The sequence below is a fragment of the Collinsella aerofaciens ATCC 25986 genome (assembly GCF_964239575.1).
GTDB classification, from domain to species: domain Bacteria; phylum Actinomycetota; class Coriobacteriia; order Coriobacteriales; family Coriobacteriaceae; genus Collinsella; species Collinsella aerofaciens_BQ.
The window spans coordinates 350,246-372,664 of the sequence record NZ_CAXSQQ010000001.1 but is presented as its reverse complement, the minus strand read 5'-3'; the positions used below and the strand labels follow the sequence as shown (position 1 = coordinate 372,664).

Below are 22,419 nucleotides of genomic sequence, written 5' to 3'. Positions count from 1 at the left end.
GTTTGCTTCGCGCCGTTAAGGGGGATGGCTTTGTTGACTCCCTTTTCCCCATTCCCCTTAGCAGGTGCGCCGTCCGTGTTTGCACTTGCAGCTCGGACGGGTTTAGATGACATTTAATAGATGATTGGGAGGGCTTATGAGCTCTGAAAAACGAGGAACGATTGGTTCGTTCGCTCTGCTGGGCATGACGGTCGCCGCCGTGTTCGGTATCAAGAACATCATCAACAACAACGCGGCCATCGGCTTAGCAGCCGCGCCGTCGTTCTTCTTCGCCACGCTTTTGTACTTTGTCCCCTATACCCTGGTTACCGCCGAGTTCGTCGGCCTTAACAAGGACTCCGAGTCGGGCGTGTACGCATGGGTTAAGACCTCGATGGGTGGTCGCTGGGCGTTCCTGACGGCATTTAGCTACTGGTTCGTTAACCTGTTCTTCTTTGCGTCCGTCCTGCCCAACGTCATCATCTACGCGAGCTACGTGTTCTTTGGTGCCAACGCCGAGCTTTCGCAGCTGTGGATCACCATTATCGAGATCGTTGTCTTTGCTATCGCCACGTGGGTTTCGACCAAGGGCGCTAAGTGGATCGGCTCCATTTCCTCCTTCGGTTCGACCGCGGCTCTCGGCCTGACCGCCGTGTTCATCCTGCTGTCCCTGGCTGCTGCCTTTGGCGGCGTTGAGTTCGCTACGGCTCCTACTCCCGCTAACATGGCTCCCGACATGAGCAACTTCGCAACTGCGTGGGGCTTCTTCGGTACGCTTGCCTGGATCATCCAGGGCGTTGGCGGCGCTGAGTCTGTCGGCGTGTTCCTTAACGACCTTAAGGGTGGCGTCAAGGCCTTCGTGCGCACCGTCGTTATCGCCGGTCTGACCATCGGCCTTCTGTATGCAGGCGCTTCGCTGCTGGTTAACCTGTTCATCCCCGAGGGCGGCGTTGCCATCTCCACCGGTATCTTCGACGTATTCGGCGCTGTCTTTGCCCACTTTGGCATTCCCATGGAAGTGTCTACGCGCGCCATCGGCTTGATCCTTCTCGCCGCCACGCTGGGCTCCCTCATGATGTGGACCTCTGCTCCCATCAAGGTTTTCTTCACCGAGATCCCCAAGGGTGTCTTTGGTAGCAAGATCGTCGAGCTCAACGAGCACGGCATTCCCGCCCGCGCTGCCTGGCTGCAGTTCGCCATCGTCGTCCCCATCCTGATCATCCCGGCCCTGGGCTCCGGTAACCTCGACGACCTGCTCATGATCGTCACCAACATGACGGCTGCCACCGCTCTGCTCCCGCCGCTGCTGATCCTGCTTGCCTACTTTATGTTGCGCAAGAACTTCGACGCTGCTCCCCGTGGCTTCCGCATGGGTTCGCGCACCTTTGGCCTGGTCATTGCTGCATTCCTGCTTGTGGTCTTCTGCTTCGTGCTTATCTGCGGCACCATTCCGCTCGATCAGCCGCTGTGGCTGACGCTGGTCTACAACGTCGGCGGCGTGGTTGTCTTCCTGGGCCTTGCCGTGATGTGGTACAACCGCTACATCAACCGCCTGCGCGAAACCGATCCCGAGGCTGCTGAGAACGAGCTTCGCCCCTCCGTCCTCGACATGATGGAGTAGCGGCTAGGATTAATCTACGGCTGTGGAATAAATCGATTCCCTTTCCTAAGGAGGGGCCTTACGAGGCCCCTCCTTTTGTGTTTTGGAGCATGGTTTTGGACCCTGTGGGCAAAAAATGCCAAATATGAGTACTGTTGCAAAAGAGGTGTCATATTTTTCGGCCTGTTCTGAGCGAAAATGGGCTCAAAATCAATTTACCTAACCCCCTATAGACGCGATTCGATGGCTTCCAAAACATTAAAATCGGCCAAATCGGCCAAATCGGCCAATTTGCTCTCAATTCTGCTGCTACTAAATTTGTGACAGTACTCATATTTGCCACTTTTTGTCCACGGGGTGTCCGAAAGGGTCCTCGACAAGCATCTAACGCTACAATAACTACCACATGGCTGGGTTTGCCAGCCGAATGTACGATGTCGTGGGAGGGGACATGGTCGAGTTTACAAAGACGATTAAAGATCCGTTGGGATTACATGCCCGCCCGGTTGCGCTGCTCTATGACATCATTGCCAAGCATCGTTGCGACGTGTCAGTCAGTATCGGCGATCGCCACACGAATGGCCGCGATGTCATGGGACTCATGGCTCTCTACGGCGAGTGCGGCGAGGACATCATCTTCCGCGTTTCGGGCGTAGACGAGGCTTCCTGCGTTACGTCGATCAGAAATCTCTCACTCTAAGCATGATAGGGCGTGGTAAAGGATGGTCCTTTGCCGTGCCCTTTTGTTTCGTATAGGAAACTTTTTCGAAATCTGAATGGGGACCCTTTCCAAAAAGTTAACCACGTGTTAGTTTACTAAAGCGAACATAGGCGTGGTTAACTTTTACCGCGTCGATGTTGAGGACGAACTGACGTTAGGAGCCACTCATGTCTTGCGGACCGCAGATGCCGGCAATGCCGCTTTCGATGGTAAAAGCGGGCGAAACCGTGCGCGTGTCTCGCGTAAAGGGCAATGAGGATATGAAGCACCACCTCAAGGACCTCGGCTTTGTCGAGGGCAACGAAATCCACGTGGTGAGCTCGAGTGGCGCCAATATCATCGTCACGGTGCTGGGCGCACGCTTTGGCATCGATTCCAAGGTTGCCATGCACATCATGACCGTCGGTTAGTCGACGGTATTTCTGTACGCACTGAAAGGGGGACAAGTAAATGAAGACGTTGGGTGACGTTAAGGTGGGCGAGAGCTCCACCATCGTCAAGCTTCACGGTGAGGGTGCGCTTCGCCGCCACCTTATGGACCTGGGGCTCATCAAGGGCACTTCGTTCAAGGTCGTGAAGGTTGCACCGCTCGGTGATCCGGTCGAGATCAACGTGCGCGGCTACGAGCTTTCCATCCGCAAGGAGGAGGCCGCCGTCGTCGAGGTTCAGTAAGGACTCGCGGCGCATATTTCTGCAGATAAAGTTAGGTTTTTCTAACTTAATGCAGCATCTTTGAAGCACATTATCCAGCCTGCGCGGAGAAAGCAGCGCGGGCACACAAGGAAGAAGGATTGAATGGCGGATTCTCAGATCCATGTCGCGCTGGCGGGTAACCCCAACTGCGGCAAGACCACGCTTTTCAACCTGATCACCGGCGCCAACGGCTACGTTGGCAACTGGCCCGGCGTCACGGTTGAGAAAAAGGAGGCCAAGCTCCTAAGCGACAAGAACGTTACCATCACGGACCTCCCTGGCATCTACTCGCTTTCCCCCTACAGCCCCGAGGAGCAGTGCTCGCGCGATTACCTCATGAGCGGCGAGCCCGATGTTGTCGTCCAAGTCGTCGATGCCACCAACCTCGAGCGTAACCTGTACCTAGCGCTTCAGGTTATCGAGACCGGCCTGCCCGTGGTCGTTGCCCTCAACATGGCCGACCTGGTCGAGAAGAACGGCGATAAGATCGACACGGACAAGCTCTCCAAGAAGCTCGGTTGCCCGGTCATGATGATCTCGGCTCTTAAGAACAAGGGCATCACGGAGCTGTTCGAGCAGGTCAAGAAGTCCGCTGCTTCCAAGGGCCAGGTGCCGGAGCACAAGTTCGATTCCTCCATCGAGGACGTTCTGTCCCACATCGAGAACAACCTTCCGGCGAGCGTTCCCGCCAACAAGCGCCGCTACTACGCCGTCAAGCTGTTCGAGCGCGATGCGGACGCCTGCAAGCTCATCAACCTCAGCAAGGAGAAGGCCGCTCGCGTAGAGCAGCTGGTCGCCCAGTGCGAGCAGGATTGCGACGACGACGCCGAGTCCATCATCACCGGCGAGCGCTACGGCGTCATCGCCCACATCATCGACGAGTGCATGACCAAGGCTCCTGCCAAGATGAGCACCTCCGAGAAGATCGACCGCGTGGTTACCAACCGTATCCTGGGTCTGCCGATCTTTGTGGTCATCATGTTCTGCGTGTACTACATCGCCGTCTCCACCCTGGGCGGCACGGTGACCGACTTCACCAACGACCAGCTCTTTGGTACCGATGGCTGGTACGTGCTCGGTCAGGGTCGCGACGCCTATGACGCAGCTGTTGAGGCTGCGGGCGACGATGCCGACTCGGTTGACCCGGCGCAGTACGGCCCCTATGTCCCGGGTATCACCACCGTGGTGCACGATGCCCTCGTGGCGGGCGGCACTGAGGACGGCGGTCTGGTCGATTCGCTGGTCTGCGACGGCATCGTCGGCGGTCTGGGTGCCATCTTCGGCTTTGTGCCGCAGATGTTCTTGCTCTTTGTGATGCTGTCCTTCCTGGAGGACTGCGGCTACATGGCCCGCGTCGCCTTCATCATGGACCGCGTGTTCCGCCGCTTTGGCCTGTCCGGTAAGTCCTTCATCCCCATGCTCGTGTCCTCGGGCTGCGGCGTCCCCGGCGTCATGGCTACCAAGACCATCGAGAACGAGAAGGACCGCCGCATGACGGTCATGACCACCACGTTCATCCCCTGTGGCGCTAAGCTGCCGATCATCGCCCTGCTCATGGGCTCCATCATCGGTGACTCTTCCACCACCGCCGCGTGGATCAGCCCGCTGTTCTACTTCCTGGGCGTCTTTGCCGTCATCGCTTCGGGCCTCATGCTCAAGAAGACCAAGCTCTTCGCCGGCCGCCCGACCCCGTTTGTCATGGAGCTCCCGGCTTATCACTTCCCGGCGATCCGCTCTTGGGCGCTGCACGTGTGGGAGCGCTGCTGGGCCTTTATCAAGAAGGCCGGCACGGTCATCTTCGCGTCCACCGTCGTGGTTTGGTTCCTGTCCAACTTTGGTAGCTACAACGGTTCCTTTGGCTTCCTGCCTGCGATGGACGGCATCCCCGAGGAGTTCATGGACTACTCTGTGCTTGCCATGCTCGGCAACCTGGTCGCTTGGATCTTCGCCCCGCTCGGCTTTAGCACCTGGCAGGCCACCGCGCTGACCGTCTCGGGTCTCGTCGCCAAGGAGAACGTCGTCGCCACCGCCGGCTCGCTGCTGTCCGTTGCCGACGCCGCCGAGACCGACCCGAGCCTGTGGACCGCGTTTGCCGGCATGTTCCCGACTATGGGCGCTTGCGTTGCCTTTGGCGCTTTCAACCTGCTGTGCGCCCCGTGCTTTGCCGCCATGGGCACTATCCGCAACCAGATGGACTCCGGCAAGTGGACCGCGATTGCCATCGGCTACGAGTGCGCCTTCGCTTGGGTAATCGGCCTGTTCATCAACCAGTTCTACAACCTGCTTGTTCTGGGTCAGTTTGGCTTCTGGACGGTTGTGGCTATCGTGCTGCTGGTCGCGATGCTCTTCCAGATTTTCCGTCCCATGCCCAAGCATGCATGGACGGACGAGGACGAGACCAACACTGCTTCCGCCGCAGTTTCCGCCTAAGTCCGAATAAGGATTAACCCCTTTCCACGAGCCCGGGTGTCCCAGCGACCCCGGGCTTTTTGTGCATGGGAGACAGATTACTTTGCCCCAGAAGTTAAGATGTGGCGTTTCCGCAGATAAAACCGACCAAAATAAACCTGTCCCTTTTTGGTAGGTGGAGAATGGGGTAAAGTAAGTGGTGGTTAACTAGAGGAGGCTTGCTATGGCACCTATCGATATTGTTGTACTGGCTGTTATCGGCGTTGCGTTTGTCGCCGTGTGCGTGCGCATCTACCGCAAGGGCACCTGCGCCGACTGCGCTCAGGGTGGCGTTTGCACGGGGCATTGCTCCAACAAAAAGACGTGCGCTGCACTTAAGGGCGTAGACAAAATCGCCGAAGACTTGGGTCGCGGTATCAAATAAGGTCCGGACATCCAAGCGCTCCGCGGGCATCCGTTCGCGGGGCGCTTTGTGCATTTGAGGGAGAGCACGGCGAGTCGAAGAGTATTTTTGGGGTATCGTTAACTGGACTATTAATTGGCAACTTATCTATAACGGAGTAACCGCATGAGCGCTCGCGTAACCATGAAGGACATAGCCGCCGAGCTTGGCGTTTCCATCAATACCGTGCACAAGGCTCTGACGGGAAAGGCCGGCGTGAGCGAATCCGTGCGCGCCAAGGTGAACGCTAAGGCCGAGGCCATGGGCTATCACCGCAACACAAGTGCCTCAAGCCTGCGCCGCAAGGATATCAATCTGGTGTTTTGCCTGCCCCGCGCATCGCGCGAGGGAGCGTACTTTTTCCGTTACCTGTGGGAAGGCTGCAATCGCTTTGAACAGGAGGTCATCGACCGGGGCATTACGGTTGAGCGCGTTGAATTTGGCGTGGGCGGCTACGCTGATGCACTCGAGCAAATCGACGAGCGTCTGCAGGTGGGCGAGAAGATTGATGGCTTGCTCGCCTATGCGCCGGGCGACGATCGTGCGACTGAGCTTTTGGGGCAGATCGCCGAGGCGGGCGTGACGATTGAGCTTGTCGACGGCGACCGTCCGCATTTGAATCGTTTGGGTGCGAGCTTGGCCGATTATTCGACGGCAGGCAGCCTTATGGCCGAGCAGGCGGCAAACCTGGTCCATGCTTCTGGGGCCGACGCCCGCGTGCTCCTTTTGACAGGCGACCCATATACCGATTCGCACTATCTAACCGCCCGCGCCTTCCACAATTACCTGCGCGAACGTGATATTCCATGGCAGGTTGAGGATCTTGCAGGTGCCCATGCGCAAGTCAAACAACTCGAGCATGAGCTCGAAAAGCGCTTGAGTGCGCCGGACGCCCCCGAACTTATCTGTAGCGTTTTTGCCGTTGGTTCCGAAGTGGTTGCCGACGCGCTCGTCTCGACCGGCAAGGCCGGTCGGGTCATGGTGATCGGCAACGACCTGTTTCCCGAAAGCGCCCTGGCCTTGCGCCGCGGTATCTTTACCAATATTGTCTATAAGGACCCGACGAGCCTGGCGTATCGCGGCGCCAAGACACTGGGCGATTATTTGCTGTGGGGAAGGACCCCGACGGAGCCCGTCCAGAAGGGCGCCGTCGAGATGGTATTTGCCAGCAATGTCGACCGCTACTGCGAACTTGCGGGTATTTAGCCGATTGAGCAGGTACCCCCTCTTGCGACGTGCATTTTTGGGAGTATTCAGCATTGGCATGCCCTGAATGAGGTGCAGAACGACTGTTTTAAGTGCCCCCGATGGCGTAATTTGCCATCGGGGGCACTTTTTATGCCGATCGGGCGCTATCTGCGTTCCAAATAGGACGCTGAGGATGGCGCACGGCGCGCTCCAATGCTGAATACTCCCAAAAATGTACGTCGGGACATGACCCACCTGAGCAAAAGCGCTCAAGTTCGGTGTTCGGGGACGCCAACCGGTCCGCAATGCATGCAAGTCACAGCTCCGGCAACCGTTGAACGGGCAAAACCTACCGTTCACCCCATGGTTGTTAGGTGAACGTTCACCTTTTGAGTCGTAATGGATTAGTATGGTGAACGTTCACCTAGAGGATGACGAGCGTATTGTGCGCCCGCTCCGCAAACAAAGGGGTTGTTTGATGAAAAACTTCATGGACGATCAGGATTTCCTGCTGAGCACCAAGACCGGCGAGGAGCTGTTCCACAACTTTGCCGAGGGCATGCCCATCGTCGACTACCACTGCCACATTTCTCCCAAGGAGATTTGGGAGGACAAGCGTTTCGAGAACATCACCGAGGTTTGGCTGGGCGGCGACCACTACAAGTGGCGCCTGATGCGTGCCAACGGCGTCGACGAGCGCTTTATCACTGGCGACGCCCCTGCTCGCGAGAAGTTCCAAAAGTGGGCCGAGACCCTGGGTCGCTGCGTCGGCAACCCCGTCTTTGAGTGGAGCCACCTGGAGCTTAAGCGCTACTTTGGCTACGAGGGCGTCCTCAACGGCAAGACTGCCCAGGAGGTTTGGGACCTTGCCAACGCCAAGCTCGCCGAGGCCAGTTTCACCTGCCGCAACCTGATCAAGCAGTCCAACGTCCGCATGATCTGCACTACTGACGACCCCGCCGACAGCTTTGAGTGGCACAAGAAGATTGCCGCCGACAGCTTTGACGTTCAGGTCGTTCCCGCCATGCGCCCCGATGCCGCTTTGCGCATCGAGCGCGGCCAGGAGTTTGCCGACTACTGCAAGCACCTCTCCGAGGTTGCCGGCGTTGAGGTCAGCGACTTTGAGGGCATGAAGGCTGCCATTTCCAAGCGCTACGACGTTGCTCACGAGCTGGGCTGCCGCGCATCCGACCACGCACTCGACTACGTTATGTACGTCCCGGCTACCGCCGACGAGATCGAGGCTATCTTTGCCAAGGGTCTGGCTGCCGAGCCGCTTACCGAGGAAGAGGTCCTCAAGTACAAGACTGCCTTTATGCAGTTTGTCGCTGGCGAGTATGTCCGTCTGGGCTGGGCCATGCAGCTGCACTTTGGCTGCAAGCGCGACAACAATCGCGCCATGTTTGCCAAGCTCGGTCCCGATACCGGCTACGACTGCATCTCCAACTACACGCCGTCCGACCAGCTCGCCGATTTCCTCAACTCCATTCAGGAGACTTGCGGCCTGCCCAAGACCATCCTGTACAGTCTGAACCCCATCGACAACACCATGATCGATACCGTGATGGGCTGTTTCCAGGAGGCTCCGACTGCCGGTAAGATCCAGAACGGTTCCGCCTGGTGGTTCAACGACAACGAGGTCGGTATGCGCGAGCAGCTCACGGCTCTGGCCAACGAGGGCGTCCTGGGCAACTTTGTCGGCATGCTCACCGACTCCCGCTCCTTCCTGTCCTATCCGCGCCACGAGTATTTCCGTCGCGTGCTGTGCAGCGTGATCGGCGAGTGGGTTGAGCAGGGCAAGTATCCGGCCGACATGGAGCTGCTGGGCGAGGTTGTACGCGACATCAGCTACAACAATGCGGTCCGCTACTTTGGCTTTGACCTGGACACCGTCGAGGCCTAAGCCCGCATCAAATCACATCGAACTCGGGAGCGCCGTTGCCACACGCGGCGCCCCTGTTTTGCTTGCACGCTAACAGCTATCTAAGGAGAGACACAGATGGAGAACATCAGCTACGATGCGCTCGAGAAGATCGGCTACAAGGGCTATTTGCTGCCCAAGGATGCTCCCGAGAAGGTTCTGCAGTTTGGCGAGGGCAATTTCCTGCGCGCCTTCGTCGACCGTTTCTTTGACATGGGCAACGAGGCCACCGGCTGGAACGGCAAGGTCGTCATGGTGCAGCCCATCAGCGGTGCCTTTGGCTTTGCCGACGGTATCAATGCCCAGGACGACCTGTACACCGTGCTGGTGCGCGGCAAGGAGAACGGCAACACGGTTGACGAGTCCCGCGTGATCAGCGCCTGCAGCCGCTGCCTTAACCCGTATCGTGAGGACGACTATCGCGCCATGATGGAGGTCGCCGTCTCCGACGACCTAGAGATCATCGTCTCCAACACCACCGAGGCCGGTATCGCCTATGACCCGTCCTGCAAGGTCGACGACATGCCACCTGCGAGCTTCCCCGCCAAGCTTGCCCAGGTGCTCCACACCCGCTGGGCTGCCGGTAAGCCGGGCGTCATCGTCCTCGCCTGCGAGCTCATCGATCACAACGGCGAGGAGTTGCTGCGCATCATGAACCAGTATGTGAGCGACTGGGGCTGGGAGGACGAGTTTGCGCAGTGGATGGCTAACGACTGCACCGTCTGCACCACGCTCGTCGACACCATCGTCCCCGGCCGCATCCGCGATCCTAAGGAGGCCGCGGCGGTTGCCGAGCGTCTGGGCTACGAGGATCCCTTCCTGGCCGTGCGCGAGCCCTTCCAGATGTGGGGCATCCAGGGCGACGAGTCGCTTGCCGAGAAGCTTCCCTTTGTGAAGGCTGGTCTTCCGGGTGTCTTTGTGACTCCCGACGTCACCCCGTACAAAAAGCGCAAGGTCCGCATCCTCAACGGTGCCCATACCGCCTTCGTTCCGGGTTCCTGGGTTGCCGGCTTTGATATCGTGCGCGACTGCATGCATGACGAGACCATTCGCGGCTTCATGAACACCATGCTCTACGACGAGGTCATTCCGACGCTTGCCGCCGACTTGGATGTCGAGGACTGCAAGGCCTTTGCCGCCGCCGTCGAAAACCGCTTCGACAACCCGTTTATTGATCATGTGCTGCTCTCCATCTGCCTCAACTCCACGGCTAAGTGGCGCGCTCGCGACCTGCCCACGCTCAAGGACTACGTTGCCGAGACCGGCAACCTGCCCAAGTGCCTGGCGACGAGCCTCGCTACGCTCATCTCCTTCTACACGCAGGAGCTCGTGTCCCGCGAGGGCGACGGCCTGCACCTGCGTCGCTCCGACGGCACCGAGTACACCGCTCAGGACGACGCCTTCGTACTCGATTTCTACGCCGCCCACGCCGGTGCCGACGATGCCCAGCTGGTGCACGACGTGCTCACCAACGAGCAGATGTGGGGCGAGGACCTTACGCAGATCGCCGGTCTTGAGGAGTTTGTCGTCAGTGCGCTCGCCGTCGTGCGCACCGAGGGTGCCAAGCAGGCCTTCGCCAACGCTCAGGCGTAAATTTCCGCGCAGACGCGGGCGTGGGACGGCGTGCCCGCGTCTCGACTTCTGCTCAACCTGTAGGGTTAGGACCATTTGCAATGAACACTATCCAGATCAATCCGGCCGACAACGTGATCGTCGCGCTGTCGCCGCTTGCCAAGGGCACCGCCGTCGCGGTTCCCGGGGTGGGCGAGGTCGTGGCCGCGGAGGATATTCCGCAGGGCCATAAGATGGCGGTGCGCTCGATTGCCGCCGGCGAGGACGTCATTAAGTACGGCCTTCCTATCGGACACGTGACGGGCGATGTCCAGCCCGGTCAGTGGCTCCACACGCACAATGTGAAGACCAACCTTTCGGGCGAGGTCGAGTACACCTACAACCCCACGCATCCGGTCGTTGAGTCGGTTGAGCCCGAGACCTTTATGGGGTTCCGCCGCGCCGACGGTCGTGCCGCGACGCGCAACGAGCTGTGGATCATCCCCACGGTCGGCTGTGTCAACGAAGTCGCCCGTGCCATGTGCGAGCAGGCCCAGGATCTGGTCGATGGCTCGCTGGAGGGCGTCTACTACTTCCCGCATCCGTTCGGTTGCTCGCAGACCGGCGCCGACCATGTCCAGACGCGTCGTCTGCTGGTGGCGCTCTCGCGTCACCCTAATGCGGCCGGCGTGCTGTTCCTGTCGCTCGGTTGCGAGAACTGCACACACCAGCAGGTGCTCGACGAGCTCGGTGACTTCGATCACGAGCGCGTTCGCTTTCTCACCTGCCAGGATGTAGCCGACGAGCAAATCGAGGGCCACAAGATTCTGGCCGAGCTGGCAGACCTGGCAAAGCAGTCCAAGCGCGAGCCCATTCCGGCCTCCGAGCTGGTCATTGGTCTTAAGTGTGGCGGCTCCGACGGTCTTTCGGGCATTACCGCCAACCCCACGATCGGTCGCGTGAGCGATATGGTCGTCGCCCGTGGCGGCACGTCGGTGCTCACCGAAGTGCCCGAGATGTTTGGCGCGGAGAGCATCCTGCTCGACCGATGTGAGGACGAGCAGGTCTTTAACGCTGCCTCTGACATGCTTAACGGTTTTAAGGATTACTTTATTAGCCATGGTGAGGTGGTCTACGAGAACCCGAGTCCCGGTAACAAGGACGGTGGCATCACCACGCTCGAGGACAAGAGTTGCGGCTGCGTGCAGAAGGGCGGCTCCGCACCCATTGTCGACGTGCTGCCGTATGCCGGTCAGGTCACCAAGCATGGCCTGAACATGCTGTGCGGCCCGGGCAACGACATGGTATCCACCACGGCGTTGACGGCTGCTGGCTGTCACGTGATTCTGTTCTCGACTGGACGCGGCACGCCGTTTGGTGCACCGGCGCCCACCCTCAAGGTGTTCACCAATCAGCGTCTGTGCGACCACAAGGCCAACTGGATGGACTTTAACGCCGGCGTGATTGCCACAGGCGAACGCACACTCGACGAGGCTGCCCGCGACCTGTATCAGCTGGTACTGGATACAGCGAGCGGTAAGCTAACGAGTGCCGAGCGCCGCGGCTGCCACGAGATCAGTATCTGGAAGGACGGCGTCTGCCTGTAGTGGCAAACAAGTCCGTATAGGGCGCTATTGACCATGGCTCCGTCGGGAGTGTTCCCGGCGGGGCCATTTTGTTCTGTCTGTTATGGCGCGTCTTTATAGGGGCACGAGGGGCGAAATAATAAACGTTCACCTAATTGCTCAAAAAGCATAACCCAGTTAATGCCCCTGTAATCGAGATTGTTTCGAGTTATATATCCGTTCAGCGATAAAAAACGACCGTTCAAGGATATTATTCAAGTGAACGTTCACCTATCATAAGTAATCGCGCATAATCTAGCTAAACGTTCACCTTACCAGTGGACGACATACAGACAGACGTCGGTATGGACTCCAGTGTCTTGTTACAAGACAATCGAGAAAAGAGAGGGAGCTCGATGACTAATAAGATCGGAAAAAAGCGTAAGATCACATTCTGGACGCGCTTGGGCTTTGGTATGGGCGGTATGCTCAATTCCGGTGCCCTGACCTTTACGCACAGCTACATGGTGCTGTTCCTGTCCACGGAGTGTGGCCTGTCCGCAGGCGAGGCTGCACTGATCAGCTCGTTTGCCATCTATGTCAACGCCATTCTTTGCCCGCTGATGGGTTTTGTGGCCGATAACTTCTATGCCACCAAGATTGGCCGCATCTTTGGTCGTCGTCGTTTCTGGATCTTGCTGGCCATCCCGATGATGATCGCCGAGCCGCTCATCTTCGTGGCTACGCCGTTTGGCTTCCCGTACTACTTTGTGCTGTACCTGATCTACAACGTCGCGTACACGTTCTGCACCGCCAACCTGTCGCCGCTTACCATCGAGATGACCGACGACTTTAAGGAGCGTACGTACCTCACCGGCTACAAGCATCTCTTAGGTAACGCCGCCGGCTTCCTGATGGCTGCACTCGTCGGCTTTGGCTTTGGCACCTTCGGCGAGACCAACCCGTTCAGCTACTTCATCATTGCTACGGTCAACGCTTCGGTCATGGCAATCTCGCTGCTCTGCGTATACCTGTCCACGTGGGAGCACACCCCCGAGGAGGTCGCTCAGGAGAAGATCGAGAGCGTCGGCGAGGGCATCAAGAAGTTCTTTATCGACGTTATCTCCACCTTCCGCAACAAGTCCTTCCGCAAGGTCCTGTATGCACAGGTCTCCACGAAGCTCGCTGCTGCCTGCTGGTCTGCGTGCCTGTCCTTCTTCATCGTCTACTGCCTGCAGATTCCTAAGTCCTACGAGTCCGTGATGGAGATGCCTGGCAAGGTCGTCGCTATCGTCTGCACCGCCATCTGGGTCGCCCTCATGGCCAAGAAGGGCTTCCACAAGTCTTGGTACCTGGCAAATGTCGGTTGCGCTGCGTGCATCATCGCCTTCAACTACTTCGCCTTTGGTCAGATCAACGGCACCTCCACGGTCGCCATCGCCATGATCGCCTACCCCATCATCTTCGCCATCTGGAAGTTCTTCTACGTCGGCTTCCAGTACCTGCCCGATGTTCTGCTCAACTACATCCCCGATGTCGATGAGCTCATCACCCTGCGTCGTCGCGAGGGTATCTACAGCTCCGCTCAGCAGCTCTGCCAGCAGATCGCCCAGGCTATCGTCGTCAACGTATGGGCTATCGTCCTTGCTGCCTCCGGCTTCATTCAGACCGCCGGCAATAGCGACGCCGTGACCCAGCCCGCTACCGTACCTCTGTATATCTGCGGCTACATGATCATCGGCTGCGCCGGCTTCTTCCTGCTTGCAGCCGTCCTTGCCCGCGGCATCAAGATCGACAAGGAGCAGTGCGACGTCCTTTGCGACGAGATTCACCGAGTCAAGGAGGGTGGCAAGATGGCCGACGTCAAGCCCGAGGTCAAGGCGCTTTGCGAGGAGCTCTCCGGCTTTAAGTACGAGGACTGCTTTGCCCACAACAACGTTGGCTTCCAGGACGGTAGCGTAACTCCCGCCGAGTAAGGCCGACATATCGTCCAAATCACAGGGCCGTGCCACCGGAATTCCGCCGGCAGGCACGGCCCTTTTTCAACAGCGTACAATTTGCCTTTAGAGCATCTTTTTGAGGGAGAAACCCATGGAGACGAACGTTATCTGGCGCAACGCCCGCGCGGCCGTGATCGAGCTTGACGACGGCGGTTACTTTACCTGCGCCGATACGTGGGAGATCTTTGTCAACGACGAGCCCGCCGGTACCACGAATACGGTCGAGACCTATGTCGACGGCCTGACCCCCGGCAAGCGCAACCTGGTTCGTTTTGTTTGTGGCGAGCGTGAGCTGAGCGTAGGTGTCACCACGCCGGCTGAGCCCTTTACCATCAACGTTCGCGACTGTGGCGCCAAGGGCGATGCCGAGCATGATGACACCACCAACATCCAGGCTGCCATCATGGCCTGTCCCAAGGACGGGCGCGTGCTGATTCCCGCCGGTAGCTATCGTATCAAGTCCCTCTTCCTTAAGAGCAATATCAACATCGAGCTCGCCGACGGGGCAGTGCTGCTGGCCCGCCACGATCGTGCCGCGCTTGCCTACATTCCGGGTACGGTCACGGGCAACGAGGGTGCCGGTTATGCCGGTACCGATATGCTGCCCCTGGGCCGCTGGGAGGGGGAGAGCTTCTCGACATACTGTTCTACCTTTACGGGTCTGGGCGTGCACGACGTGTGCATCTATGGTCGCGGCGCGATTGACGGTCAGACCGATTTTGCCGAGGACAACTGGTGGAACAAGGACTTTAAGAACATCTTCCGTCCCGAGGAGGGCCGCGAGGTCGCCCGTCCGCGCATGATCTTCCTGTCCGAGTGCCAAAACGTGAGCCTTGCCGGCTTTACCGTGCGCAACAGCCCGGCGTGGAATATCCATCCCGTCCTGTGCGAGCATGTCGACGCGCTTTGCCTGTCGATCGAGGGTCCCAAGAACTCCCACAACACTGACGGTTTCGATCCCGAGAGCTGCGGCTTTGTCCGCATCCTTGGCTGTCAGTTCTCGGTGGGCGATGACTGCATCGCCATCAAGAGCGGCAAGCTGGGCATTGAGCCCGAGCTTCGTCCCGCTACGCACGACGTGCTGATCTCTCACTGCTACATGCACGATGGTCACGGCGCCGTGGTCCTGGGTTCAGAGGCCGCCGGCGGCATCAAGGACCTTACCGTGAGCAAGTGCCTCTTTGAGCGCACCGACCGCGGCCTGCGCGTCAAGACCCGCCGCGGGCGCGGCAAGGATGCCGTCAACGAGGGCATTACCTTTGAGCACATTCGCATGGACGAGGTGCTCACGCCCTTCGTGGTCAACTCCTTCTACTTCTGTGACAAGGACGGCAAGACCGATTACGTGCAGTCTCGCGAGGCGCTGCCTGTCGACGACCGCACGCCCGGCTTTGGTGCCACGACGTTTTGCGATATCGAGGCCACCAACTGCCATGCTGCCGCGGCCTATATCACGGGTCTGCCCGAGAGCAAAGTAACGCGTCTGACGTTCCAGGATGTCCACGTGACCTTCGCGCCGGATGCCGAGCCCTTTGTTCCGGCCATGGCCTGTGGCGTTGAGCCCATGGTGCGTCAGGGCATCATCGCGCAAAACGTCAAGGTACTCGACCTGCAAAATGTGGTGATCGAGGGCCAGGACGGCGAGGAACTGCAGCTCCAGAACGTCGACAAGGTTATCCGTGCGTAGGCGTTTGCTCCTAAACAATTACATTCGGTATGTCGCGGCGCGCGATGGGCAGGGCCTTCCCGACCCATTGCGCGAACTTTTTATATGCCGAAACTGCAACGTAGACGGTCTACGACGAAAGGACGCGGTGACTGATGATGAGTGAGAGACGATTTTTTGAGGTTTCGCTCGAGCGTGCGGGGACATATCACAGTATCTCTAAGGTCTTGGAGGCAATTGACGAATCCTGTCCGAATGACGGACGGCCGGTGACAATCCATATCGAGCCGGGTGAGTACCGCGAACGGGTCGAGATTCGTCGCTCGCATGTGACGATTGAGGGAGAGACGGCCGACAGCGTGCGTATCGTGGGCAGCCTGGGTGCCAAGATGCCTTCGGAGGACGGCTCGGGCGTCGACGGCACGCTCGGCACGTTTAGGACCTATACCGTTTTGGTCGATGCCGACGACGTACGGCTCGAGAACCTCACGATCGAAAACGATGCGGGCGATGGGCGCGAGGTCGGTCAGGCGATTGCCCTGTATGCTGATGGCGACCGTCTGGTTGTCGATGCCTGCTGCATTAAGGGACACCAAGACACGCTGTTTTTGGGTCCGCTGCCGCCGTATGAGGCCAAACCGGGCGGGTTTATAGGACCCAAACAGTATGCGCCGCGCCGGGTGGGGCGCCAGTATTTTCGACGTTGCCGGATCGAGGGCGATGTCGACTTTATCTTTGGCGGCGCGCGTGCCTACTTTGAGGGGTGCGAGATTCGCTCGCTCAACCGCGATATGGACGTGAACGGCTACGTGACGGCGGCGTCGACGCCCGAAGGCGAGCCGCACGGCTTTGTGTTCCACGGCTGTTCGTTTACAGCTCCGGATGGCGTGGCGCCGGATTCGGTCTACCTGGGTCGTCCTTGGCGCGAATGGGCGCAAACTGTGCTGATCGATTGCTGGCTGGGGCGACATGTCAAGCGCGAAGGCTGGTGGGATTGGAATAAGCCGGCGGCACACAACTGCGTGCAGTATGCTGGCGCGATTCTGCATGGGCCGGCGGGTGATACTACCGGCTGGGTGCCGTGGGCGAATGAACTCGATGTGATGGCTGCCGCCGGGTACGCTCGCGAGCAGGTGCTTGCCGGTGGGGATGGCTGGGATCCCGAGGGCGGCGACGGTGATGCGGTTGAGACGGCTGAACTGTCTGCCAACGGCCGCACCGTGCACATCGAGACGTACTGCGAAGACGAACCTGCGCTGCGTGCCCGGCTGAAGCGCGAGGGGCGTTCGGCTGCTTTTACGGGCAAGACTCCTGCAGATTTTGAGGCATGGAAGATTGCGACCAGGACTCGTCTGTACGATGTTTTGGGCCTTTCGCTTATGGACCGCGTCCCGATTGAGATTCGTGAGCTCAGCCGCGTGCGGGTTGCCGGCGGCATCGTGCGCACCCATGCGATGTTGCAGGTCGAGCGCGATGTTTGGATGCCGTTCTACCTGTTGGAACCGTCTCATCCTAAGCTTGATGAGCGGGGACTCAAACGCTGTTATATCTGCCCGCATGGCCATCAGGGAGCGGGCGCTGCTAGCGTAGCCGGTGTTGCGGGCGTGCCGGCGGTCGATGATGCCGTGCGTAAGTTCAATTACGACTACGGTCTGCGTTTAGCGCGCATGGGCTACGTGGCCGTCTGCCCCGACGCTCGCGGCTGGGGATACCGTCGTGACTGGAAGGGCCAGGGCGATGACGAGAACAACTACTTGCGAGGGACGTGCCTAAACCAGGCACGTATGGCCGAGCCACTGGGTCTTACGGTTGCGGGCCTCAACGTCTGGGACAACATGCGCTTGATCGATTACTTGGAGGCGCGCGGCGACATTGCCATGGATGACTTGGGTTGCTTTGGTTTTTCGGGTGGCGGCTACATGACGTTGTACCTGGCCGCACTCGACCCGCGTGTGCGCAAGGCGTTTGTCTCGGGCTATCTGTACGGTGTCGGTGATTCACTGCTGCACCTCAATGGCAATTGCAGCTGCAACTACACACCCGGACTTTGGCGCTTACTCGACATGGGCGATATTGCCTCGCTCATCGCGCCGCGCCCGCTGTTGGTGCAGAGCTGCGAAGAGGATCATCTGAACGGTGCGCGCGGGCTGAAAAATGTTGACGAGCAGCTCGAGATCGTGCGCGATGCCTACAAGTTGCTGGGTCGCAGAGATGGCCTGCGGCACGAGGTATGTCCGGGTGAACACCATCTGGGCGTGACATATCTTGCCGAGGATATCGAATGGCTCGATTCGCACGTTGCGGAATGCGCCCCCGTGCATAGCCCCTCGGCATGCTGCGAATAAACGGTACGTTCCTGTATGACCGCCGATGGGCGGATGAGGAGAAGATTATGGAAACGAAGAGCTTGAGTGAATCGACCATTTGCTGCTTTGGCGACTCAACGACCTGGGGCGACAACGGCTGCGGTGGGGGAGGCAACGACATCTCGTGGACCTCGCATTTGGGCGCGTTGCTGGGAGGTGCAGTCGTCGAGAACTTTGGCATCAAGGGTTCGCGTATTGCCATCAAGGCCGACCGTACCGATTCATTTGTCGAGCGCTTGGACGGCATCGACGATGCGGCCGATGTCTATGTTGTCTTTGGCGGCGTTAACGACTTTAGCCGCAACGTGCCGCTTGGAGAGCTGGGCAGCACGGACGTGCATGAGTTCTACGGTGCGGTCGACTATCTGATCCGAACCATCACGGCGCGCTCGCCTCGGGCAAAGCTCGTGTTTATGACGCCGTGCAAGACGAGCGGCAAGCACGAGAAGGATATCCCGGCAAGCGACGAGGCGAACCATTTGGGGTTGACGCAGGTCGCCTACGTGCGAGCGATGCTCGAGGTCTGTGACCGCTACTCCGTGCCGGTGATTGACCTGTATGCGCAAAGCGGTATCAGCCCGTTTTTGCCGGAGCACCGCGAGCTCTATATGCCGGACGGTCTGCACTACAGCCCTGCCGGCTATGAGCGCCTGGCGCATCGCATCGCCGCGGGTCTCACCGCCGTTTGCCGCTAAAAGTCTGCCGTTCGCGAGGAATATAGGGTTAACGTTCACCCTATATTCCTCGTTCGCGTTACACTAGGGGTAACGTTCACCTATCGTTTATGTCAGAGGGGACAGCAATGGGTTGCAATCAAATCCTGGACCGTTATATCGAGCAGTTGATCGAAACCTCTACGCCGCAGGCGCCGGCTTGGAATATCGAAAAGATTCGCGCCGGCAAGGAGAACACCTGGAACTATATTGACGGCTGCATGATCAAGGCGCTCATTGAACTGTATGAGATCACGGGTGAGCAGCGCTACCTGACTTTCGCCGACGACTACATCGATTTTTTTGTCCAGGACGACGGTACCATCAAGCATTACAACCCGCAGGAGTACAACCTCGATAACGTCAATGCGGGCAAGACCCTCTACAAGCTCTATGACCTGGTGGGCAAGCCCAAGTATCGCGCCGCCATGGATACCATCTACCGCCAGCTCGAGACCCAGCCGCGCACCAAAGAGGGCGTGTTTTGGCACAAGGCCGTCTACCCCAACCAGATCTGGCTCGACGGCATGTATATGGCGCAGCCGTTCTACATGCAGTATGAGCTGAGCTTCCACAACCGTCGTGCCTGCTCGGACAGCTTCCATATGTTCCAGGTTGTGCATGACCTGATGCGCAACCCCCTCAACGGTCTGTACTATCACGCTTACGACGCGAGCCGCAAACAGTTCTGGTGCGACCCGGTCACCGGCCTTTCGGCTAACTTCTGGCTGCGCGCCGAGGGCTGGTTTGCCATGGCGCTCATCGACACCTGGGAGCTTATGCCGCCTTCGATGTCGGCCGAGAAGGACGAGATCCGCAAGATGTTCCACGATCTGATCGACGCCATGCTGCCGTATCAGGACGAGAAGACCGGCATGTGGCACCAGGTCATCAACCTGCCCAATATCGCCCCCAACTACCTGGAGGAGTCGGGCAGCGCCATCTTTGCCAACGCCATCATGAAGGGCGTGCGTCTGGGCGTGCTGGGCGAGCGTTACTACCAGTACGGCCGTCGCGCCTTCGACGGCATCTGCGAGACCTGCCTGTCCGAGTATGGCGGGCAGCTGGCGCTCGACAACATCTGCCTGGTTGCGGGCCTGGGCAACACCGCGCACCGCGAGGGCACGTTTGATTACTACATGAGCGAGCCCGTGGTCAAAAATGATGCAAAGGGTGTGGCGCCGCTGGTGCTTGCCTATATCGAGACCATGCATCACGACAAGCTGGCCGGTAAGCGCGATCCGCTCGCCCCCTCGGGCGTGTGCTCCATCGAGGACCCGTTTGGCGGATACACCCCGGGCATCAACGCTCATAAGGGATGTGAATAACGTGGGGGCTATTACTCCGGGCGTACGTTTGCACGACCTTCCGCAGGGAACCGTCGAGGAACGCATTCGCATGGCGGGAGAGCTGGGCTTTTCGTGCATTCAGCTGCCGAGCAAGGTGCTCTACGCATCGATGGGAATCGATCGAGGCGGCCTGACCCGCGAGCTTGCCGACCATTTGCGTGCGGTGCTCGACGAGGCGGGCGTTTCGGTCGCCGTGCTCGGCTGCTATAAGAATCTGGCGACGCCCGATCGCCAACAGCTCATGGATATCTTTGCCGAGTACGAGGCATGCTTGAACTTTGCCCAGATGCTCGGCGGATGCCCGGTTGGCACCGAGACCGGTCGCCCCAATGCGCAGAACCGCGTCGCGGACGACCGCATGACCGACGAGGCACTCGATACGTTTGCAGACGGGCTTGCACGCGTCTGCGATCGGGCCGAGGTCGTGGGTGGGCAAATACTGATCGAGCCCGGTTGGAACGAGACGGTTAATACGCCAGATCGCTGCCGTGAGGTGCTGGAGCGCGTCTCGAGCCCGTCGCTCGGCGTGATCTATGACCCAGTGTCGCTGCTGCACCCCAGTGTCGTTGACGAAGCGCAGGAAATCACAGCGCGCATGCTCTACTTATGCGGCAGCAAGATTCGCGTGCTGCACGCCAAGGATTTTGAGGTCGTCGACAACGAGGACAAAGCCGGTTGGTGCGACGGTACGGGTTCGCGCCTGGTGTGTCACGGCGTGGGCGAGACGGGGCGCTATGACTTTGAGCCCGTGGTGGCCTGGGCGGCTGCCGCCTGCCCTGGGATTCCCTGTGTGGTCGAGAACAGCGTGCCGTCGACGGCGGCTGACTGCCTAGCGACACTCGAGCACATGTCCGCTCGCTGCGGGGCTCCGCATTGCGAGTTGTAGCATCGGCTTTTGCCGTGGCGGTCGATTAAATTTGCCTGACTGGGGCAGCGGTGAAGGATCTTTATCGTCGCCCCATTGGATTGAATCAAAAAGGGGAGTTGCGTGGCTATCCACATTGTCGAAGAGGCGAATCGTTGCCTAGGTTGTAAAAGGGCGTTCTGTCAGATTAAGGGCTGCCCGGTTCAGACGCCTATTCCGCAGGTCATCGACCTGTTCAAACAGCGTCGTCTAGAAGAAGCGGGCGAGCTGCTGTTCCAGAACAATCCCATGAGCGCGGTCTGCTCTATGGTGTGCAACCATTCGGGCCAGTGCGAGGGTGCTTGCATTCAGGGCCGCAAGGGCACACCCGTGCATTTCTCGAGCATCGAGAACTATATCTCGACAGCGTATTTGGATCGTAAGGAGTGGAAGCCCGCGCCGTCGTGCGGCAAACAGGTTGCCGTGGTCGGTTCCGGTCCCGCCGGTATTACCGTGGCCATTAAGATGGCCCAGCTGGGCTGTGCCGTCACGGTATTTGAACAGCGCCCCGAGATCGGCGGTGTGCTGGAGTACGGTATCCCCGAGTTCCGCCTGCCCCGTGCGCTCGTACAAAAGTACCGTCACGTGATGTGCTCGCTTGGCGTGCGCGTGCGCCCCTCGACCACCATCGGCGGCGCACTGCACATCGATGACCTGCTACGTGACGGCTACGACGCGGTCTTTGTCGGTACCGGTACCTGGCGAGCTCGCAAACTGGGTATTCCCGGCGAGTCGCGCGGCAACGTGCTGTTTGGTATCGATTACCTGGTTGATCCTTCGAGTGTGGCGATCGGACAGAATGTGGCGGTCATCGGTGCCGGTAACGTGGCCATGGATGTGGCCCGCACGGCGCTGCGCTCGGGTGCTCGCAAGGTCACCGTGTATGCTCGATCGCGCCATATCTCGGCCATCGATGACGAGGTGGAGCTGACCGAGCTTGACGGTGCCGAGATTGTGTGCGGCAAGGCGATCTGCGCCATCGACGATAGCGGTCCGGTGTTCGAGACGGCTATCTTTGACGAGGACAACAACGTGGTGGGCTATGAGGAAGAGCTCGACCATGTGTCCGCCGACACAGTTGTGATCGCGGCTTCGCAGGTGCCCAAGGACAAGCTTGTGCTTACGACGGGCGGTCTGGAGACCGATCATCGCGGCCTTCTTTCGGTCGACGAGTACGGTATGACCACCGTGCCTGGCGTCTTTGCCGCCGGCGACGTGGTTAACGGCCCGCTCACCGTGGTTCATGCCGTGGCAGGCGCCAAGCTCGCCGTCGAAGGCATGACCAGCTACCTGGGCCTCTAACTCCATCCCGCCCATCAGTTGCGGTGAAATACGGACTGTTTTGGCTGTCA

The 22,419-nt window shown here is 59.2% G+C and carries 17 protein-coding genes; all 17 read left to right on the top strand.

From position 1 onward, the window contains the following. Window positions 1-136 precede the first annotated feature (136 nt). The 17 genes from ACESUZ_RS01810 to ACESUZ_RS01730 all read left to right on the top strand — a co-directional run bounded on the left by ACESUZ_RS01810 (window position 137) and on the right by ACESUZ_RS01730 (window position 22,369). Entirely contained in the window at window positions 137-1,600 is a 1,464-nt protein-coding gene (locus tag ACESUZ_RS01810; RefSeq protein ID WP_196031474.1) for an amino acid permease, read from the top strand. Between the two features lie 430 nt (window positions 1,601-2,030). After that, window positions 2,031-2,279, top strand: a complete 249-nt coding sequence (locus tag ACESUZ_RS01805) for an HPr family phosphocarrier protein (RefSeq protein WP_196026107.1) — start codon at window positions 2,031-2,033, stop codon at window positions 2,277-2,279. Between the two features lie 188 nt (window positions 2,280-2,467). Further along, entirely contained in the window at window positions 2,468-2,710 is a 243-nt protein-coding gene (locus tag ACESUZ_RS01800; protein WP_022094360.1) for a FeoA family protein, read from the top strand. Between the two features lie 40 nt (window positions 2,711-2,750). After that, window positions 2,751-2,972 (top strand): FeoA family protein, encoded by a 222-nt coding sequence (locus ACESUZ_RS01795; RefSeq protein ID WP_006234774.1) that lies wholly within the window; start codon window positions 2,751-2,753, stop codon window positions 2,970-2,972. Window positions 2,973-3,095: 123 nt separating this feature from the next. Continuing rightward, window positions 3,096-5,423 carry a ferrous iron transporter B gene (feoB, locus tag ACESUZ_RS01790; RefSeq protein WP_373198131.1) on the top strand — a complete coding sequence of 776 codons (2,328 nt, stop codon included), beginning with the start codon at window positions 3,096-3,098 and terminating at the stop codon, window positions 5,421-5,423. 202 nt (window positions 5,424-5,625) lie between these two features. After that, entirely contained in the window at window positions 5,626-5,826 is a 201-nt protein-coding gene (locus ACESUZ_RS01785; protein ID WP_006234772.1) for a hypothetical protein, read from the top strand. A gap of 144 nt (window positions 5,827-5,970) precedes the next feature. Beyond that, entirely contained in the window at window positions 5,971-7,050 is a 1,080-nt protein-coding gene (locus ACESUZ_RS01780; RefSeq protein WP_196022528.1) for a substrate-binding domain-containing protein, read from the top strand. A 460-nt stretch (window positions 7,051-7,510) separates the two neighbouring features. Next, a complete protein-coding gene (uxaC, locus tag ACESUZ_RS01775; protein WP_373198130.1) occupies window positions 7,511-8,935 on the top strand; it encodes a glucuronate isomerase in 1,425 nt (474 codons plus the stop codon). Window positions 8,936-9,031: 96 nt separating this feature from the next. Continuing rightward, window positions 9,032-10,546: a tagaturonate reductase gene (locus ACESUZ_RS01770; protein ID WP_373198129.1), complete on the top strand. Its 1,515-nt coding sequence runs from the start codon at window positions 9,032-9,034 to the stop codon at window positions 10,544-10,546. 80 nt (window positions 10,547-10,626) lie between these two features. Then, entirely contained in the window at window positions 10,627-12,111 is a 1,485-nt protein-coding gene (locus tag ACESUZ_RS01765) for a UxaA family hydrolase (protein ID WP_373198128.1), read from the top strand. Window positions 12,112-12,485: 374 nt separating this feature from the next. Next, window positions 12,486-14,045, top strand: a complete 1,560-nt coding sequence (locus ACESUZ_RS01760) for an MFS transporter (RefSeq protein ID WP_373198127.1) — start codon at window positions 12,486-12,488, stop codon at window positions 14,043-14,045. A gap of 115 nt (window positions 14,046-14,160) precedes the next feature. Next, complete coding sequence (locus ACESUZ_RS01755) at window positions 14,161-15,756, top strand: glycoside hydrolase family 28 protein (protein ID WP_373198126.1); 1,596 nt, start codon at window positions 14,161-14,163, stop codon at window positions 15,754-15,756. Window positions 15,757-15,890: 134 nt separating this feature from the next. Next, a complete protein-coding gene (locus ACESUZ_RS01750) occupies window positions 15,891-18,080 on the top strand; it encodes a pectinesterase family protein (protein ID WP_373198125.1) in 2,190 nt (729 codons plus the stop codon). Window positions 18,081-18,127: 47 nt separating this feature from the next. Continuing rightward, entirely contained in the window at window positions 18,128-18,796 is a 669-nt protein-coding gene (locus tag ACESUZ_RS01745) for an SGNH/GDSL hydrolase family protein (RefSeq protein ID WP_373198124.1), read from the top strand. A gap of 107 nt (window positions 18,797-18,903) precedes the next feature. Then, a complete protein-coding gene (locus ACESUZ_RS01740; RefSeq protein WP_347478098.1) occupies window positions 18,904-20,142 on the top strand; it encodes a glycoside hydrolase family 88/105 protein in 1,239 nt (412 codons plus the stop codon). Between the two features lies 1 nt (window position 20,143). Continuing rightward, window positions 20,144-21,049, top strand: a complete 906-nt coding sequence (locus tag ACESUZ_RS01735) for a sugar phosphate isomerase/epimerase family protein (RefSeq protein WP_373198123.1) — start codon at window positions 20,144-20,146, stop codon at window positions 21,047-21,049. A 102-nt stretch (window positions 21,050-21,151) separates the two neighbouring features. Continuing rightward, window positions 21,152-22,369 carry an FAD-dependent oxidoreductase gene (locus ACESUZ_RS01730; protein WP_373198122.1) on the top strand — a complete coding sequence of 406 codons (1,218 nt, stop codon included), beginning with the start codon at window positions 21,152-21,154 and terminating at the stop codon, window positions 22,367-22,369. Window positions 22,370-22,419 lie beyond the last annotated feature (50 nt).

What these genes read in the sequence shown, in the direction of transcription:
- ACESUZ_RS01740 (WP_347478098.1), top strand. Translation starts at nt 18,904, where the DNA reads ATGGGTTGCAATCAAATCCTGGACCGTTATATCGAGCAGTTGATCGAA.
- ACESUZ_RS01750 (WP_373198125.1), top strand. Translation starts at nt 15,891, where the DNA reads ATGATGAGTGAGAGACGATTTTTTGAGGTTTCGCTCGAGCGTGCGGGG.
- ACESUZ_RS01810 (WP_196031474.1), top strand. Translation starts at nt 137, where the DNA reads ATGAGCTCTGAAAAACGAGGAACGATTGGTTCGTTCGCTCTGCTGGGC.
- ACESUZ_RS01800 (WP_022094360.1), top strand. Translation starts at nt 2,468, where the DNA reads ATGTCTTGCGGACCGCAGATGCCGGCAATGCCGCTTTCGATGGTAAAA.
- ACESUZ_RS01760 (WP_373198127.1), top strand. Translation starts at nt 12,486, where the DNA reads ATGACTAATAAGATCGGAAAAAAGCGTAAGATCACATTCTGGACGCGC.
- ACESUZ_RS01780 (WP_196022528.1), top strand. Translation starts at nt 5,971, where the DNA reads ATGAGCGCTCGCGTAACCATGAAGGACATAGCCGCCGAGCTTGGCGTT.
- ACESUZ_RS01745 (WP_373198124.1), top strand. Translation starts at nt 18,128, where the DNA reads ATGGAAACGAAGAGCTTGAGTGAATCGACCATTTGCTGCTTTGGCGAC.
- feoB (WP_373198131.1), top strand. Translation starts at nt 3,096, where the DNA reads ATGGCGGATTCTCAGATCCATGTCGCGCTGGCGGGTAACCCCAACTGC.
- uxaC (WP_373198130.1), top strand. Translation starts at nt 7,511, where the DNA reads ATGAAAAACTTCATGGACGATCAGGATTTCCTGCTGAGCACCAAGACC.
- ACESUZ_RS01765 (WP_373198128.1), top strand. Translation starts at nt 10,627, where the DNA reads ATGAACACTATCCAGATCAATCCGGCCGACAACGTGATCGTCGCGCTG.
- ACESUZ_RS01795 (WP_006234774.1), top strand. Translation starts at nt 2,751, where the DNA reads ATGAAGACGTTGGGTGACGTTAAGGTGGGCGAGAGCTCCACCATCGTC.
- ACESUZ_RS01785 (WP_006234772.1), top strand. Translation starts at nt 5,626, where the DNA reads ATGGCACCTATCGATATTGTTGTACTGGCTGTTATCGGCGTTGCGTTT.
- ACESUZ_RS01770 (WP_373198129.1), top strand. Translation starts at nt 9,032, where the DNA reads ATGGAGAACATCAGCTACGATGCGCTCGAGAAGATCGGCTACAAGGGC.
- ACESUZ_RS01805 (WP_196026107.1), top strand. Translation starts at nt 2,031, where the DNA reads ATGGTCGAGTTTACAAAGACGATTAAAGATCCGTTGGGATTACATGCC.
- ACESUZ_RS01755 (WP_373198126.1), top strand. Translation starts at nt 14,161, where the DNA reads ATGGAGACGAACGTTATCTGGCGCAACGCCCGCGCGGCCGTGATCGAG.